Here is a 16630-nt window from a genome sequence, read left to right as displayed (position 1 = left end):
GAGCAACAGAAACACATATAACAATAAGTGTTATAGTTATATTTTTTAAGAAGAAAATAAAAAATTGTGTTTTCGGTTGTTTTCAAAATCTAGTTTGTTTGGTTTTAAATATGATTTTAAACTCTATTAATTCTATAGACAAAGTTAATTTTAATTCAATAAAAACCAAAAGTTTGCTTAATTATTTTTTGAAATTAATCTTTAAAAAAAGCTTTTTTTGCTAGTTGATAAGATGTTAATATGTTGATTTATAGTATTTTGAAATTAATATTAAAATTCAGATAAATGTTAAAATATTATTTTCTGAAGATTAAAAATGTAGTATTTTGTACTTAATTTTTTAATTTTTAAAGGTTTATAAAATTTATAAAAAAGTAAAAAAACGTCTGAGGAACTCTTTTTTCACCTTATAAATATCATTTTTTAGTTAAAACAAGCTCTTAATTAAACACTTAGATTAAAGAATTTAGACTAATTTTATAAACATTAAAATAAATTCAAATTTTTCATCCATACTAATGATAAATACTTATATTTGTAGTAAGTATTTATACTTAGTTTTATATTTTCAAAAATGATACAAGTAAGTGAAGCTTTAGCAGTAGTGGCAGAAAACAGTTCGAAAATGCCAGCGCAAAAAATACCTGTTGGTAAAGCCCTCGGCTATGTTTTGGCCGAAACATTGTATTCGCCCATTTCGATGCCGCCTTTTCGTCAGTCAGCTATGGATGGTTATGCTTTTATTCGTAGCGAAAAACACCAATACGATGTCGTAAGCAGTTCACAAGCGGGAGATCATTCGAATATAAAACTCAAAGAAAATGAAGCGGTTCGCATTTTTACCGGAGCTTTTGTCCCTGATAATGCTGATACTGTTGTGATGCAGGAACATGTGATGGCTAATGAAAAATCGATTTTGATTACCAATATGCCTACGCAGTTTGCGAATGTGCGTGCAAAAGGAGAACAAATTAAGAAAGATGAGGTTGTTTTTGAAGCCAATACTTTGATTACACCAGCTGCAATTGGGTTTCTAGCCTGTTTGGGAATTACTGAAATTACAGTGTACAAAAAGCCAAAAGTCGCTATTTTGGTGACTGGAAACGAATTGGTAAAACCGGGAAAGAAATTGCCAAAAGGTAAAATTTACGAGAGCAATTCGGTGATGCTAAAAGCCGCGCTTCAAACTATCGGAATCAAGAAAACAAAAGTTTTTAAAGTAAAAGACAATCTGAAAGCGACCAAAAAAGCACTGAAAGAGATTCTTCCAAAATATGATATTGTGTTGATTTCTGGTGGAATTTCGGTGGGAGATTATGATTTTGTACAAGAAGCATTAATAGAAAATGGAGTGGAAGAGCTTTTTTATAAGATCAATCAAAAGCCCGGAAAACCAATTTTTTTTGGACGTAAAAGCGAAACGTTAGTTTTTGCTTTACCCGGAAATCCTGCTTCATCACTGACTAATTTTTATGTATATGTGTATCCGGCAATCAAAAACAGAATGGGTTTTGCCGAAATTCATTTGCCAAAAATGATTCGGAAACTAAATGCAGAAATTGCAAATACATCAGGAAAAACATTGTTTTTAAAAGCATTATACGACGAAACACACGTTACTGTTTTAGACGGACAAAGCTCTGCAATGCTCAACACATTTGCAACAGCCAACAGTTTATTGATTGTTCCAGACGATGTTGAAAAACTTAAAAAAGGAGAATTTGTAACGCTATTGCCAATCAATTAAGAGCATTTAGCTAAAACTAGAAACTAGAAACCTGAAACTTGAAACAAAAATAAAATGAACCTACTTAGTTCCGAAAATATCATCTTATTCAGCTTCGCATTAATCGTGATTGCTTTTTTATATTCAAGTGTTGGACACGGTGGTGCATCAGGATATTTGGCTTTGATGACGTTTTTTGCGTTTCCAGTGGCGATCATGAAACCATCGGCGTTGTTGCTGAATTTATTTGTTTCGAGTATTTCGTTTTTCTTTTATTATAAAATGAATTATTTTAAACCGAAACTGTTTTATCCTTTTGCGATTGGCTCAATTCCAGCCGCATTTATTGGCGGATTTATCACGTTGGACAGTACGATTTATAAAATTATTTTAGGAATCGTACTGGTTTTTGCCGCTTTTAGATTGTTCGGAATTTTTAGTTTTAAAGAAAAAGAAGCAGTTGCTATAAAATTACCTTTTGCTTTAGCAATAGGATTTGCAATAGGTTTATTATCAGGAATGTTAGGTATTGGCGGCGGAATAATTCTAAGTCCAATATTATTGTTTTTGGGATGGGCATCCATCAAAGAATCAGCAGCGATTTCGAGTTTATTCATATTTGTGAATTCGTTTGCAGGATTGTTAGGATTCTTTTTAGGAGGAAAAACAATCCCAACAGAAAGTTTTTATTTGGTTCCGATTGCGGTTGTAGGCGGTGTTCTGGGAGGTTTCTACGGAAGTGGCTATTTTTCAAACAAAACCTTAAAAATAGTTTTAGGAACTGTGATTTTGATGGCAAGTATAAAATTGATTTTTCCTTGAATGTGAGATGTTAAATGTGAGGTGTAAAATCTGAATTGTAAATAAAAAATTAACCGCAAAGAACGCAGTGTTTATTTGTCTAAATAATTTTATTGAAAACAACAAAGTTCGCAAAGCTTTGTATTGATTCAGCTTTGCGAACTTAATTTTTAAGCTATTAATGAATAAAATCTTAGCGTACTTTGCGTTAAACTTTTCCACATTTCAACCTGAAACAAAAAATAATCATGGAAGCACTAACAGTATTTATTCTTTGTGGAGGAAAAAGCTCCCGAATGCAGTCAGAGAAAGGATTGGTTTTGTTCCGGAAAAAACCTTTTATAGAGCATATTATTCAGGCTATTTTGCCTCTGACAGATAAAATTAAGCTGATCACAGGAACCAAAGAATACGACTATTTACCGTATTCGAAAATTCCGGATATTGTTGAAGATAAAGGACCTTTAGGTGGAATTTATACGGCTTTGTCCAGTTCTGAAACCGAATTTAATTTAATACTGAGTTGTGATATTCCGTTGATTTCGACAGAATTATTATCAGAGTTAATTTCGAAACATAATGAAGAGGCAGGAATTACCGTTTTTGCAACCGAAAGCAGATTGCATCCGTTAATCGGAATTTATTCTAAAAAAATGGTTCCAGTTATTAAAGAAACCATTGTCGCAGAAGAACTCAAAATGATGGATTTTCTAGAGAAAGTGCCTCATCAGATTATAAAAATAGACGAAAGTGAAAACTTTCATTTGACGAATATCAATTCGGTTGACGAATTAAACGACCTGAATATCAATTTAAGTTAAAGAGTATGAAAAACTTAAAAACACCAAAATTAACCGTAGTAGGCGCAGGTCCTGGCGATGTTGATTTGATTACTTTGAAAGCGATTAAGGCTTTAGAAAATGCCGATGTGGTTTTGTACGATGCTTTGGTTAACGAAGAATTATTGCAATATGCTACAAAAGCTGAAATTGTTTTTGTAGGCAAACGCTTGGGCTGCCATGCTTACACGCAAGATCAAATCAACGAATTGATTGTTTCGATGGCCAATCGTTTTGGTCATGTGGTAAGATTAAAAGGTGGTGATCCTTTTATATTTGGCAGAGGAAGTGAAGAAATTGAATATGTAGAAAAATTTGGTTTGGAAACTGCCGTTGTTCCTGGGATTTCATCAGCATTAGGTGTTCCGGCTTCGGTAGGCATCAGTTTGACGCAGCGTCAGGTTGCTGAAAGTTTTTGGGTAATTACAGGTACAACATCCAATCATAAATTGTCTAAAGACGTAGATTTGGCTTCAAAATCGAATGCGACGGTGGTGATTCTGATGGGAATGCACAAGCTCAACGAAATTGTTGCAATTTATCAGGAAAACCGTAACGATGATTTACCAATTGCGATTATTCAGAACGGAACTAAAAATTCGGAACAAAAAGTAGTAGGAAACATAAGTTCAATTACTAAATTAGTAGCAGATAAAAATATTTCATCACCGGCTATTATTGTTATTGGAGAAGTGGTGAAAAACACGTCTAAATTAACGTCTTATTTTCAGGAACATGCTGAGGATGAGTTTATTTTTCAGAATCTAAATTTAGAATAATGATCGAAATCAAATATTTTGGAGCTGTAGCCGAAAAGACAAAATGTGCTTTCGAAAAAGTGGCCTCTTCTGAAGTTTCGTTGCAGGAATTATTGCAGAATCTGGAAGAGAAGTACCAATTCGAATCGCTTAGTTTTAGTGTGGCAGTCAACCAAAAAATAGTTTCAAAAACGGGCAATTATACTTTGCAAACAAGCGATGTTGTGGCTTTATTACCACCATTTGCCGGAGGATAAATGATATTTATGAATGCAGCTTCACGTTATAACCGACAAATAATTCTCCCTGAAATTGGAGATGCAGGGCAGTACAAATTAGTAAAAGCAAAAGTTTTAATAATTGGTGCAGGCGGTTTGGGCGTAGCCATTTTGCCTTATTTGGCTGCAGCTGGAATTGGCCAAATCGGAATTATCGATGATGATGTAATCGAAGTTTCTAATCTGCAGCGTCAGGTGATTTATAAAACTTCGGCTGTTGGAAAGTACAAAGTTGACGAAGCAAAAGCGATGATTGCAGAACTGAATCCGTTGGTGAAAGTAAATGCAATTGCTGAAAAATTATCTGGAAATAATGCCATTTCGCTATTCGAAAAATATGATATTATCGTAGATGCAACAGATAATCTGCAGATAAAATATTTGATAAACGACGCTTGCCAGGTGACCAATAAGCCGATGGTTTACGGTTCCATTTTTAGATTTCAGGGACAGGTTTCGGTTTTTAATTATCAAAACGGACCTACATATCGATGTTTGTATCCGGATGAAAATAGTTCATCAGCCAATTGTACGGATGCTGGAGTAATCGGAATTTCGGTTGGAATTATCGGAATGCTACAAGCCAATGAAGTCATAAAAATGATTCTAGGAATTGGAGAAGTGTTGAGTGGTAAAATACTGGTTTATAATGGTTTAAATAACGAGCAGCAAAAGTATGACTTTGAGAAGAACACTACTTTTTTATTAGATAAAAAAGCTTTTGAAGAAAAATATTCTATCATTGAAAATACTATCGAAGAAATTTCTATTGGAGCAATTTTAAACGAAATTGACAATCAAGAAACTTTATTTTTAGATGTTCGCAATGAAGAGGAGCTTCCAAAAATAAATCTTAAAAACAGCATTCAAATTCCATTAATGAATTTAGAAAACGAAATTGAAAGACTGAATCCAAACCAAACCATTTATATTTTCTGCCAATCCGGAATTAGAAGTAAAATGGCTGGAGAATTACTTCAGAAAAAGAATTTCAAAAATGTAAAAAGTATTTCCGGAGGCGCTTTGGCTTTAAGCCAAATATTAAAAAATAAAGTTGCAGATTAGAGAAATTTTTCGCCACGAATTCACGAATTAAAAAACTGTAATTCGTGAATTCGTGGCTAATAAGAGCAAAGGGAAAAAATCATTTTAATCCTTTTAATCTGTGGCAAAAAATAAAAAAATAATGAGTAAAAATGTATTTGTAGAAGGGCCAATTGCTCCTGAATTTATTGCCGAGTCAATCGCCAAACACCAATCCAAACATACGATTGGTGCGCATAATATTTTTTTGGGTCAGGTTCGTGCCGATGTTATTCATGACAATACGGTTGTAGCAATCGATTATTCGGCTTACACGGATATGGCAAATGAAGCTTTGCACACGATTCGCGAGAAAGCTTTTGCTAAGTTTGATTTGACTTGTATGCACATTTATCACAGTTTAGGAGTCGTTAAAGCAGGTGAAATTTGTTTGTTCGTTTTTGTTTCAGCAACACGAAGAAAACAAGTTTATGAAGCCACAGAAGCCATCGTAAACTGGATCAAAACCGATGTGCCGATTTTTGGCAAAGAAATGTTTGAAAATGATACGTTCACCTGGAAACAAAATACTTAAATGGTAGATATTACGCATAAAATAAGCACATTAAGAGCGGCAACCGCCACGGCAATTGTCAAAGTTAGCAAACAGGAAACGATTGATGCTGTGGTGAATAATCTGGTTCCGAAAGGAAATGTGCTCGAAATGGCAAAAACGGCTGGTTTATTTGCGGTAAAAAATACCCATTTATCGATTCCGGATTGTCACCCGATTCCAATTGAATTTACTTCTGTTGACTATAAAATTGAAGGTTTAACGATTCAGATTATCTTCAATGTAAAAACAGTTTACAAAACAGGAGTAGAGGTTGAGGCCATGCACGGCGCTTCGATTGTGGCACTTACGATGTACGACATGCTGAAACCAATCGATAAGGAAATTGAGATTTCTACCATTAAATTAATAAACAAAGAAGGCGGAAAATCGTCTTTCAAAAATAAATTTGCAAATACCATAAAAGCAGCGGTTTTTGTTTGTTCCGATTCTATTTTTGCAGGTGATAAAGAAGATCGCTCGGGGAAAATCATCGTCGAAAAACTAGATTCTTGTGGCGTTGAAACTTCGCATTACGAAATCATTCCAGACGAAGTGGCTATCATTCAGGAAAAAACTAAAGCTTTCGCAAAAGAAAATCAACTGGTGATTTTTACTGGCGGAACAGGATTATCACCACGTGATGTAACACCGGAAGCTTTGTCGCCATTACTGGAAAGCAGAATTCCGGGTATCGAGGAAGCCATTCGTAATTACGGGCAGCAACGCATGCCGTACGCGATGTTATCCCGAACAGTGGCCGGAACTTTAGGAAAAAGTATTGTTTTGGCTTTGCCAGGTTCAACCAATGGTGCGCGAGAATCTATGGACGCTGTTTTTCCGCATTTACTGCATGTTTTTCATATTCTAAAAGGAAAAAATCATGACAACGGCTAACACAATTTTGACGGATGATTTTGGGCGAAAACACAATTATTTGCGTATTTCGTTGTTAGAAAAATGCAATTTGCGTTGTACATATTGCATGCCTGCTGATGGAATTGCATTGTCTCCAAAAGCCAGTTTAATGACGGCTGATGAGATTTTTGCCATTGCCCAGACTTTCGTGAAAAATGGTGTTGACAAAATAAGACTAACTGGCGGAGAGCCGCTTTTGCGAAAAGATTTCCCAGAGATAATTGCGAAATTAGCAACCTTAGAAACGTCCCTTTCCATTACTACAAACGGTATTTTGATTGATCGTCATATGGAGGTTTTAAAGCAATATAACGTCAAAAAAATCAATTTGAGTCTGGATACTTTGGTTTCGGATAAATTTCATTCGATAACACTCAGAAATCAGTTTCAGAAGGTGATTGATAATTTGCATTTGCTCTTAAATAATGATTTTCAGGTAAAAGTAAATGTGGTTTTGATCAAAGATTTTAATGAAAACGAAATTGTAGATTTTATCAAATTAACGGAATTTTTACCACTTTCGATTCGATTTATAGAGTTTATGCCTTTTGCCGGAAACGAGTGGGACAGAAGCAAAATGGTTTCTCAGAACGAAATTTTATCACAAGTTGAGAATCATTTTTTAACACAAAACCTTCAAAAACTGGAAGATGAAAAAAATTTCACGGCCAGAACTTATAAAATAAAAGGTTTTCAGGGCGATTTCGGAATCATCAGTTCGATTACCAATCCGTTTTGTGACGGTTGCAACAGAATCCGCCTTACGGCAAACGGAAAGATTAAAAATTGTCTTTTTTCGAACGCAGAATCCGATTTGCTGACTCCTTTCAGAAACGGAGAATCAATTGAAAATCTGATTTCGACTTCAATCAAAAATAAAAAGAAAGTACGGGCTGGAATGACTACAGTTTCTGAAATAAATGATCCAGGTCTGCATTTTGATAATCGCAGTATGATTGCGATTGGGGGATAATTTACATTGTTTTTGTCATTCCGCAGGAATCTCAAGATTTCGTAACCAGCAGTCGAAAAGATTGCTACGGAATGGCAAATAGTTTGTGTGACTTATTTTTTCTTCTTTTTAGATTTTGCCTTTTTAGATTTCTTCTTTTCAGCCTTTTTAGCTTTGGCTTTTTCTTTTTCCTTTTTTGCTTTTTTCTTCTTTTTTTCCTCGGCTTTTAATCTGTCTTTTTTGGCTTTTTCCAGTTTTTTCAGAACCGCTTTAATGGCTTTCTCTTTTTTCTTGTCCTTTTCTTTTTTGGCTTTGATCTTTTCTTTCTTTTTATCTTTTAATTTATTGTCTTTCAGTTTGTTGTCTTTCGATTTGTCTTTTACTATCTCTAAGACAGTTTCTTCAATGTTTAGAAGAACTTTTTTGTCGCTAGTGTCGTCGTTTGGTGTTGCTGCAGGCTCTGTTTTTTCTACTGGTGTAATTACTTTTTTAGTTGCAACGCGTGGAGCAGGTTTTACAGCGGTTTTTATGGGTGTTTTTGCTGGCGTTTTTACAGTAGCTGCGGGTGCTTTTGCAGTAGTTCTGGGTGCTCTTTTAGCGGGTGTTTTTGCAACTGGCTGTTCCGTTTCAGGTTTGATTTCCGTTGTAGGGTCAACGGTTGTTTTTATTGGTTCTTCGGTTGGGGTATCGGTGTTTTTTGTGGGAGTTGTTCTTTTTATCATAACGTATGTTTTATGGATTAAAATTGACTTAAAAAAAAATAAAATACCAGAACGAAACAGTTGTTTCGTTTCCAATATTAAATTTTATTGTAAGCTAAATTTAAGCAATATTTGAATACCTCAATGTTAAGGTTTTCTTTAAGATTTTTTAACATACGTAGATTTAATGCTCCACAGCTTCTAAAATTTTAAAGTTACTTTTAGGACTTTCGCACAAAGAACAGCAATAGGTTTCCGGTAAATTGGCAAACAATACGCCTTTTGCGATGCCCTGATCAACATCTCCGTATTCTGAATTATAAGTCGTTAAACATTCCTGACATTGGTAAATATCCAATTGTGGTTTTTCTTTTTTCTGAGTAGTTTCTGTAGTTTCAGCAATCGAATTTCCGAGTTCATCAAAGTATTTTTTACTCAATTCAATCAGAATATTTGGCAATTCAAGCTTGTCAATATCCTGCGAATGCACAATATATTCCCTTGTGTTGGGATCAAAATTTTTAGCAAACAAAACATTATACGTATCTCTCAATTTGATAGATTCTAAATCCTTTGGTAACTCATTTTTTTCGACCACAATCGAAGTAAAATAATGACCATCACGATTGTATTCGGATAAACCAAAAGTCAATCCGTAAGTACTAATGTCAAATTGATCGAGGGTTCTCACCAAAAAGGTTTTCAGGTTCAAAGCCCATTCCATCGCTACCGGCAAATGCCAATTCAACTCTAAAAGCGAATGACGGACATTGATACCTTTTTTGCCCAAAAATTTCTCCCATTCCAGTTTTCTTTCTTTCGGAATTCCTTTTACAATAAAGGATTTCCAGGGTGTAATCGATATTTTTCCAATTTTGCAGTCGAAACACAAATCACACATTTCCTTTAGAAAATCCAAATCATACAAATTATTTCTCCAATACAATCCCAGCCAGTATTGGTCAATTCCCATGCGGTTCATGCCTTCATAATACGGAAATGGATAAAACGGAACATTCAGCGGCTTGTCGATGGTTCTGTTATTGGTATCCAAAACTTCGCTCACCAAGCTAAAAATCATATCAATTCCGATAGATTCTTCGGCGACAATTCTTTCGATTTCATAATAAAAAGTAGCAATATCCCAGCTGTAAATCAATACAGGATAGACTTCCATGCGTTGCCATTTGGGTAAACGAATGTACAAATACCAATAATCTTCATGTTCTGAAGCGATAAAATTCAAGTGACCGGTAAACAACGGAACCAATTGTTGTTTGGGATCTGTAATATTTACTTTTAATGTGGGCTGCTCCTTAAATTGCTCCAAAATATATAAAAACCGGTTTCCGGTAAGCCAGTTTGTATTTCTAAAAATATCGGTCGAAACATACGATGAAACAATGTTATTACCGCTTTTTTCGTCAGGGAAAACAAAATGATGCTTGCCCATTTTTTCTTTATCTAAAGTCTTAAAACCTTTCGGGAAAATAATGTCCTGTCTGGATCCAAACGAAATCGAATCCAGCCCTAGGTCTGCTGCCATAGTAACAACTTCTCGCAATTCTCCTGGCGAAATAACGCCTCCTTTTACTATTAATCGTGTCAATTCCATTCTTGTTAGTTTTTTAGTCCTTAGTCCTTAGTTTTTAGTCCTTAGTTCTTAGTCCTTAGTCCTTAGTTTTTAATTTTTAGTCCTTGTTGTTTGTAAGACCAGAGGCTAAAAGACTAGGTACTAAAAAACTAAGAACTAAGAACTAATTACTCATTTACACTTCGATAATATCTCTTTCACTTCTGTTTTACAGCTTCCGCAGCCTAAACCAGCGCCAGTATTTTTGCATAAATCGGTAAAATTGGTCACACCGCTTTTGATGGTTTCTTCTATGTTTCCGGCTCCAACCTGACTGCACGAACAAACTAATTTCCCCAGAACAGGTTTGGCATTCGAGCTTCCGCGAAGTAGTGAATTTCGTTTGTCTGATAATTCGATTTTGCTTTCGATCATCGTTTTAAATTCGGCAAACTCATTTTTATCACCCATCAAAATGGCACCCACTAATAGGTCATTTTTAACAATACATTTTTTGTAGTAGCGTTGTTTCAAATCGGCAAAAATAATTTCTTCGTAAGAATCATCATTTTCGGGAATTTCGATATCACCAATACTACACAGATTTATATCTTCTAATTTTAAAATATTCATTAAAACCGAACCTTTGTAATAACTGCTGATGTCGCCAGCCAAAAAGTTAGCCAGAACATCCGCTTGTTCCTCAGCAGCAGACGTGATTCCGAACAATTGGTTGTTGAATTCCGCAATTTCGCCAATGGCATAAATATCTGGATTCGAGGATTGTAGATACTGATTCACTTTTACGCCACGGCCACAAGAAAGTCCTGTTTCTCGGGCAATTTCGATATTCGGAATCGTTCCGATGGTATAAACAATGGCATTGGCAGTAATGATTTTGCCGCTTTTGAGGGCAATTTCTAACTCATTTGCATTGTCGGTTTCAAAAACTGTACTGACTTCATTATCAAAATAAATCTGAATATCACGCAGCTGAACTTCTTCGGCCAATAATTTACTTGAAATTCTGTCTAATTGTCGCTCCATCAAACGAGAAGCTCTTTGTACAATCGTAATTTTTACTTTTTTATGTTTTAAAGCAGCCGCTAATTCTAATCCTAATAAACCACCTCCAATTATCACTACGTGTTGTTCTTCGGTTGGTAAATTGGTATTGTCTAAATAGGCTTTTAAGCGGTCAGCATCTTCTTTTCTCCTTACGGTAAAACGACCCGGAAGATGCAATTGCGCATTTTCTGGCACAAAAGGACGGCTTCCGGTAGCCAAAATAAGCGAATCGAAAGTGTGTGAAGCACCGTTACTATCCAGAATTGTTTTTTGACTTGAATTGATATTTTCAATCGCAACACCAGAATTCATCGTGATGTTCAGTTTGCTTAAAGCCTCACCATCTTTTACTTTTAATAATTGCTCCCAGCTAAATTCACCGGTCATGTATTCTGGTAATAAAACACGATTGTAAAACGGATTTTGTTCATTCGAAAAAACAATAATTTCATCGGTCGAATTGAATTCACGGTAATTTTGAATGAATCTGAATGCAGCAGCTCCGGCACCCACAATCGCAATTTTCTGGAAAGGTTTTACATATTTAGCAATAGAAACCGTAGTGTATTTGAAATCTGGTTCTTTCGAAATAGGGTCAACAACTGTATTGGTTAAATTATTGGTTCTATTCAAATCGTTTTCAAGCTGTTTTCCCCAGTGCATCGGCAGGAAAAGCACTTTTTCTTTGATAGAATCGGTAACTTTTGCTTTTACGCGAACTTCTCCGTTTTTACTGCTAACGACTACAATATCACCATTTTTTATATTGTTTTTGAAAGCATCAATCGGATTAATTTCGAGAACAGGACTTGGCGTATGTGTCATCAATCGGGAAACTTTTCCAGTCTTGGTCATCGTGTGCCATTGGTCGCGAACACGGCCCGTAGTTAAGATAAACGGAAACTGCGGACTCGGCTGTTCAGATGTGTTTTCGATATGAGTTGGCAAATTGAAAATTGCTTTTTGCGAAGGCGTATAGAATTTTTTATCTGTAAAAAGGCGAGGCGTTCCAGGGTGTCCGTAATCTGGCACTGGCCACTGAAAAGTGCCTTCGGTTTTTAATCGATGATAATTTAAAAATGAAATATCAATATTGGTATTTTTAGTCAGCGCGCAATGTTCTTTGTAAATATCTTCGGCATTATTAAAATTGAAACCGTTGAAATTCATTTTTTTGGCAAAGCGAATTAAAATCTCAATGTCCGGAAGCGCTTCTCCCGGTGCGTTGATTCCTTTTGGCAAATACGCAATACGACGCTCTGAGTTGGTCATCGTGCCTTCTTTTTCTAACCAGCCGGCAGCTGGCAAGAGCAAATCGGCATATTTTGAAGTATCCGCATTATGCGAAATGTCCTGAACGACCACAAATTTGGCTTTTTGCAATGCTTTCTCAATGCGACGCGAATCTGGTAAACTCACTAACGGATTGGTACAAATAATCCAAACGGCTTTCATTTTGCCTGATTCCAGTGCTTCAAACATTTCGGTAGCAGTCAATCCGGGTTTTTCGGATATTTCGTCAACACCCCAAAAATCAGCTACTTCTTTTCGGTGCTCCGGATTCGATAATTCTTTATGTGCGGCTAATAAACTCGCCATTCCGCCCACTTCTCGTCCGCCCATTGCGTTGGGCTGACCTGTTAGCGAAAATGGCCCGGAACCTGGTTTACCAATTTGTCCGGTTAGTAAAGACAAATTCAATAAAGCAGTATTTTTATCAACGCCCACGGCACTTTGGTTGAGTCCCATTGCCCAAAGCGAAATAAATCCTTTGGCTTTTCCGATGATATCTGCAGCAAGTTTGATGTCGTTTACGGGAATACCGCATAGTTTTGAAGCTTTTTCAAGCGAAGTTCCTAAAACTAAGTCTTTGTATTGTTTGAAATTTTCGGCATTATTTTTTACAAAATCATGATCTACGTAGCCTTTTTCGATGATTCTTTTCGCAATAGCGTGATACAAAATAATATCTGAACCGGGAATAATTTGCAAATGCAGGTCAGCAAAAGCAGCGGTATCAGTACGTCTTGGATCAATTACAATAATTTTTACTTTAGGATTGTTCTCTTTGTGTTTTTCGATTCTTCGAAACAAAATCGGATGACACCAGGCAGGATTTGCGCCAGTAATCAAAAAAGTATCCGCCAGTTCGATATCGTCATACGCAATGGGCACTGAATCTTCTCCAAATGTTTTTTTATACCCAACAACTGCTGAGCTCATGCAAAGTCTGGAATTCGTGTCTATATTATTGGTTTTCAAAAAACCTTTCACAAGTTTATTTACCAAATAATATTCCTCGGTTAAACATTGTCCTGAAATATAAAAACCAACGCTGTCTGGCCCATGTTTTTTAATAATCGAAGTAAAAACAGCCGCAGCACGATCAAGTGCGGTATCCCAGCTTACACGTTCCAGCGGATAGGATTTGCTGCCACGCATTTCGGGATATAAAATCCTGTCGGAAGTATCGTTGACTACGTAATGCAAATTCATTCCTTTAGAACACAACATTCCTTTGTTTACAGGATGGTCTTTGTCGCCCGTTACCATTACACCGTTTTTAGGATCGTTGGTAACGATTATCCCGCAGCCAACGCCGCAGTACGAACAGGTAGTTTTGATTTTGGTGTTTTGCATTACAGTCTTTTTTAAATACTAGAAGATTAAATATACGTGCCTCCAAATAGCTCACTTATTTAATGACTATACAAAAATAAGTATTTTTACGTATAAATACTTATTTTTTGAATTTATTTTTATATTTTTGGATAAAATAAATGAGGAACAACAAATTAGGTTTTAAATCATATAAAATTTTGTCCCATGAAAGAAGAGCAAGCCATTTGTTATACCTGTGCAAACGAAAATTGTTTCATTAAAAAACATTTACATTTAGAACAAATGAAACAATATGTGGAGAAAAAACACAGTTTCGTTTGCAAAAAATCGCAGCAGTTTATTATTGAAGGCGCGCCTTTGCAGGGACTTTATTTTATCTGTAAAGGAAAAGTAAAAACAGTCAAAACGGGTATCAACGGTCGCGAACAAATTGTTCGGCTGACCAAAAATGGAGATACGATTGGTTTTCGTGGTTTTGGGACCAGTAAACGTTATCTGATTGGAGCTTATGCGTTGGAAGATACGATTTTATGTAATTTTAGTAATGAAACCATGATGGAAATTCTTCAGAATGTTCCTGAATTTACGTATGCCCTGATGTTGTTTTATGCTGATGAACTGAACAAAAGCGAAAACAATATTCGTAAAATTGCGCACATGAATGTTCGCGAACGTGTAGTCGATTTGTTATTGTATATTCATCGTAAATTTGGTCAGGTTAATGGTTTGATCGAAATTGACTTGTCACGAAAAGAAATAGCCGATTTTGCCGGAACTACCGAGGAACAGGTAATCCGTGTGCTTTCCAGTCTTAAAAAAGAAGCACTCATAAAAACGGTTGGTAAAAGAATCGGTTTACTGACTGTTCCTAAATTACAATCTGAAATTATGGAACATAAGTATTTCTAAAATACGTATTTTTTTCTAGTTTCATAAATACTCTTGCTGCTTCTGTGGCATTTTTTATGCTTTTTTAGCGAATCAAATCGATTTCTTCTACGTATATTTTATTGTTTAGAATCCTTTTTCAAAAAAAAACAATAAAATTATGTTATTTCTTCTTTCAAAATGAATCTTTAGCTATTTTATTTCTTTAAAATTAAACAATAAAGACTTTTCATAAACCCCTTGTTTTATTCTGTTTTTTTCTGATTTTCTGCGATTACACAGGTTTTATATTGATTTTCAAACGCTTTTTTAAGTGATAAAAAAATGTTTTGTTATGATAAAAACAATGTACTTACGTATTAATACGTATTTATATTTGCTTCATACTAATCAAAACAATTAACCATGCAAAATGTAACCAACCTACCAAAGCATACTCCATTAAAGAAGCATACTATTTTTAAAAACAATATTTCAAAATCTATCGTATTAGGATTTGCCTTAACATTTTTTAGTCAATACGATGCCAAAGCACAATTTACAGCTTCAGCTCAGTTAAGAAACCGTGTTGAAATGCGCGACGGACAAGGAACATTACAACAAAAAGGAGAAGAGGCAGCACTGTTTTCTACGCAAAGAACAAGACTAAATGTGGGCTATTCCGGGTATCGTTTTAAAATTTTTACGGCTTTGCAGGATGTCCGCGTTTGGGGACAAGATGCTTCGACAATCAATAAAACAACGACCGAGGTCAATAACGGAATTTTATTTCACGAAGCCTGGGCCGAAATTTCATTGGTAGATTCGCTTAGCAGTATTCAGAATTTATCTATAAAAGCGGGTCGTCAGGAAATTAGCTATGACGATCAGAAAGTCTTAGGAGCTTTAGACTGGCTGCAACAGGGTCGTCGTCATGACGCGATTGTTTTTAAATACGCCAATAAAGGCTGGATCGCAGATGTTGGAGCGGCATTCAATCAAAATAAAGAAAATAACGCTGGAACAATCTACAACGGAAGTAATCCTGCTTATGGTGCCGGTACTAATGGAATCGGCACGTTGTACAAGTCTTTTCAATATGCGTATTTAGGTAAAAAGTTTTCTTTTGGAGATCTTTCTTTTTTATTCTTCAAAGATGATTTTAACAAATATACAATGGTTACTGCCGGTACGCCTGCTGTAACAACTAAGGTAAACGGTGAGGGCGTTTGGAGCAGAAATACCACCGGATTTTATTTTAATACGAATGTGACAAAAACAATCAATTTTACAGGAAGCCTTTATCATCAGGGTGGCCGCGATAAAGACGGAAGATCGCTGGATGCTAATCTTGCCTCTATTACTTCGACTGTACAAATTGGTAAAAAGTTGTTTGTTGGCCCTGGAATCGATTATCTATCTGGTGATGACGGAACCAAAACGGTTACAGCAACTTCAAAAAACAATCGTTTTGATCCTTTGTACGGAACGCCTCATAAATTCTGGGGAGGCATGGATTATTTTTATGCTGCCAATGGTTTTGGAAAACAGGGTTTGCTGAATTATTTCTTTAAAATGAAATACAATGCCAAAGAAAATCTGACCCTTCTTTTGGATGTTCATAGCTTCGAATCGGCTAATACTTTGTCTAACGGGGCTGGCGGAACATTAAACTCGTATTTAGGTACCGAAATCGATTTGGTAGTAAAATACAATCTAACGAAAATCATCAATCTTGAAGCGGGTTATTCATTCATGAAAGCGACCAATTCTATGGCTTCTGCGGCTGTAAAAAATGTAACAAATGCGAACCTAAGTCCACAATTTGCTTATGTAATGCTCAATATCAAACCTAACTTTTTAGCTAAAAAATAATTCAAAAAAAATAACT

14 protein-coding genes are annotated in these 16630 nt (G+C 35.6%); 11 read left to right on the top strand and 3 right to left on the bottom strand.

Annotated elements, in window-relative coordinates:
- Nucleotides 1–574 precede the first annotated feature (574 nt).
- The 9 genes from GON26_RS03195 to moaA all read left to right on the top strand — a co-directional run bounded on the left by GON26_RS03195 (nucleotide 575) and on the right by moaA (nucleotide 7929).
- Nucleotides 575–1747 carry a molybdopterin molybdotransferase MoeA gene (locus GON26_RS03195; RefSeq protein WP_160373261.1) on the top strand — a complete coding sequence of 391 codons (1173 nt, stop codon included), beginning with the start codon at nucleotides 575–577 and terminating at the stop codon, nucleotides 1745–1747.
- A 54-nt stretch (nucleotides 1748–1801) separates the two neighbouring features.
- Nucleotides 1802–2548: a sulfite exporter TauE/SafE family protein gene (locus GON26_RS03190; RefSeq protein ID WP_160373260.1), complete on the top strand. Its 747-nt coding sequence runs from the start codon at nucleotides 1802–1804 to the stop codon at nucleotides 2546–2548.
- A 227-nt stretch (nucleotides 2549–2775) separates the two neighbouring features.
- Nucleotides 2776–3348 (top strand): molybdenum cofactor guanylyltransferase, encoded by a 573-nt coding sequence (locus GON26_RS03185; protein ID WP_160373259.1) that lies wholly within the window; start codon nucleotides 2776–2778, stop codon nucleotides 3346–3348.
- A gap of 5 nt (nucleotides 3349–3353) precedes the next feature.
- Nucleotides 3354–4145, top strand: coding sequence for a uroporphyrinogen-III C-methyltransferase (cobA, locus tag GON26_RS03180; protein WP_160373258.1), 792 nt, complete (start codon nucleotides 3354–3356; stop codon nucleotides 4143–4145).
- Nucleotides 4145–4381, top strand: coding sequence for a MoaD/ThiS family protein (locus tag GON26_RS03175; protein ID WP_160373257.1), 237 nt, complete (start codon nucleotides 4145–4147; stop codon nucleotides 4379–4381). The genes cobA and GON26_RS03175 overlap by 1 nt, the downstream gene beginning before the upstream one ends.
- A gap of 9 nt (nucleotides 4382–4390) precedes the next feature.
- On the top strand, nucleotides 4391–5467 hold the full coding sequence (gene moeB / locus GON26_RS03170; RefSeq protein WP_160373256.1) for a HesA/MoeB/ThiF family protein: 1077 nt from the start codon (nucleotides 4391–4393) through the stop codon (nucleotides 5465–5467).
- Between the two features lie 121 nt (nucleotides 5468–5588).
- A complete protein-coding gene (locus tag GON26_RS03165) occupies nucleotides 5589–6020 on the top strand; it encodes a molybdenum cofactor biosynthesis protein MoaE (RefSeq protein WP_160373255.1) in 432 nt (143 codons plus the stop codon).
- Complete coding sequence (gene moaCB, locus GON26_RS03160; protein ID WP_160373254.1) at nucleotides 6021–6935, top strand: bifunctional molybdenum cofactor biosynthesis protein MoaC/MoaB; 915 nt, start codon at nucleotides 6021–6023, stop codon at nucleotides 6933–6935.
- The gene (gene moaA, locus GON26_RS03155; RefSeq protein WP_160373253.1) at nucleotides 6922–7929 is read left to right on the top strand and encodes a GTP 3',8-cyclase MoaA; all 1008 of its coding nucleotides are present in this window, start codon (nucleotides 6922–6924) and stop codon (nucleotides 7927–7929) included. The genes moaCB and moaA overlap by 14 nt, the downstream gene beginning before the upstream one ends.
- A 92-nt stretch (nucleotides 7930–8021) precedes the next feature.
- On the opposite strand, the gene GON26_RS03150 is transcribed toward moaA, so the two are convergent.
- From GON26_RS03150 to GON26_RS03140, 3 genes are all read right to left on the bottom strand, one after another.
- A complete protein-coding gene (locus GON26_RS03150; protein ID WP_202110825.1) occupies nucleotides 8022–8630 on the bottom strand; it encodes a hypothetical protein in 609 nt (202 codons plus the stop codon).
- Nucleotides 8631–8793: 163 nt separating this feature from the next.
- Nucleotides 8794–10224, bottom strand: a complete 1431-nt coding sequence (locus tag GON26_RS03145) for a rubredoxin (RefSeq protein ID WP_160373252.1) — start codon at nucleotides 10222–10224, stop codon at nucleotides 8794–8796.
- A gap of 150 nt (nucleotides 10225–10374) precedes the next feature.
- The gene (locus GON26_RS03140; RefSeq protein ID WP_160373251.1) at nucleotides 10375–13890 is read right to left on the bottom strand and encodes a nitrate reductase; all 3516 of its coding nucleotides are present in this window, start codon (nucleotides 13888–13890) and stop codon (nucleotides 10375–10377) included.
- Nucleotides 13891–14076: 186 nt separating this feature from the next.
- On the opposite strand from GON26_RS03140, the gene GON26_RS03135 reads away from it, so the two are divergent.
- Both GON26_RS03135 and GON26_RS03130 read left to right on the top strand, forming a co-directional pair.
- Nucleotides 14077–14781 carry a Crp/Fnr family transcriptional regulator gene (locus tag GON26_RS03135; RefSeq protein WP_160373250.1) on the top strand — a complete coding sequence of 235 codons (705 nt, stop codon included), beginning with the start codon at nucleotides 14077–14079 and terminating at the stop codon, nucleotides 14779–14781.
- A gap of 384 nt (nucleotides 14782–15165) precedes the next feature.
- Nucleotides 15166–16614 (top strand): alginate export family protein, encoded by a 1449-nt coding sequence (locus GON26_RS03130; RefSeq protein WP_160373249.1) that lies wholly within the window; start codon nucleotides 15166–15168, stop codon nucleotides 16612–16614.
- The last annotated feature ends 16 nt before the right edge of the window (nucleotides 16615–16630 follow it).

This window comes from Flavobacterium hydrocarbonoxydans (genome assembly GCF_009789235.1).
Taxonomy (GTDB): Bacteria; Bacteroidota; Bacteroidia; order Flavobacteriales; family Flavobacteriaceae; genus Flavobacterium; species Flavobacterium hydrocarbonoxydans.
Note: the sequence above shows the minus strand (reverse complement) of the source record. Positions and strands in the feature narration are given on the sequence as shown.

Excerpts from the sequence above, each read along its gene's own strand:
- GON26_RS03195 (WP_160373261.1), top strand. The coding sequence starts at position 575 with ATGATACAAGTAAGTGAAGCTTTAGCAGTAGTGGCAGAAAACAGTTCG.
- GON26_RS03190 (WP_160373260.1), top strand. The coding sequence starts at position 1,802 with ATGAACCTACTTAGTTCCGAAAATATCATCTTATTCAGCTTCGCATTA.
- GON26_RS03135 (WP_160373250.1), top strand. The coding sequence starts at position 14,077 with ATGAAAGAAGAGCAAGCCATTTGTTATACCTGTGCAAACGAAAATTGT.
- moaA (WP_160373253.1), top strand. The coding sequence starts at position 6,922 with ATGACAACGGCTAACACAATTTTGACGGATGATTTTGGGCGAAAACAC.
- cobA (WP_160373258.1), top strand. The coding sequence starts at position 3,354 with ATGAAAAACTTAAAAACACCAAAATTAACCGTAGTAGGCGCAGGTCCT.
- moaCB (WP_160373254.1), top strand. The coding sequence starts at position 6,021 with ATGGTAGATATTACGCATAAAATAAGCACATTAAGAGCGGCAACCGCC.
- GON26_RS03150 (WP_202110825.1), bottom strand. The coding sequence starts at position 8,630 with ATGATAAAAAGAACAACTCCCACAAAAAACACCGATACCCCAACCGAA.
- GON26_RS03140 (WP_160373251.1), bottom strand. The coding sequence starts at position 13,890 with ATGCAAAACACCAAAATCAAAACTACCTGTTCGTACTGCGGCGTTGGC.
- GON26_RS03165 (WP_160373255.1), top strand. The coding sequence starts at position 5,589 with ATGAGTAAAAATGTATTTGTAGAAGGGCCAATTGCTCCTGAATTTATT.
- moeB (WP_160373256.1), top strand. The coding sequence starts at position 4,391 with ATGAATGCAGCTTCACGTTATAACCGACAAATAATTCTCCCTGAAATT.
- GON26_RS03185 (WP_160373259.1), top strand. The coding sequence starts at position 2,776 with ATGGAAGCACTAACAGTATTTATTCTTTGTGGAGGAAAAAGCTCCCGA.
- GON26_RS03175 (WP_160373257.1), top strand. The coding sequence starts at position 4,145 with ATGATCGAAATCAAATATTTTGGAGCTGTAGCCGAAAAGACAAAATGT.
- GON26_RS03145 (WP_160373252.1), bottom strand. The coding sequence starts at position 10,224 with ATGGAATTGACACGATTAATAGTAAAAGGAGGCGTTATTTCGCCAGGA.
- GON26_RS03130 (WP_160373249.1), top strand. The coding sequence starts at position 15,166 with ATGCAAAATGTAACCAACCTACCAAAGCATACTCCATTAAAGAAGCAT.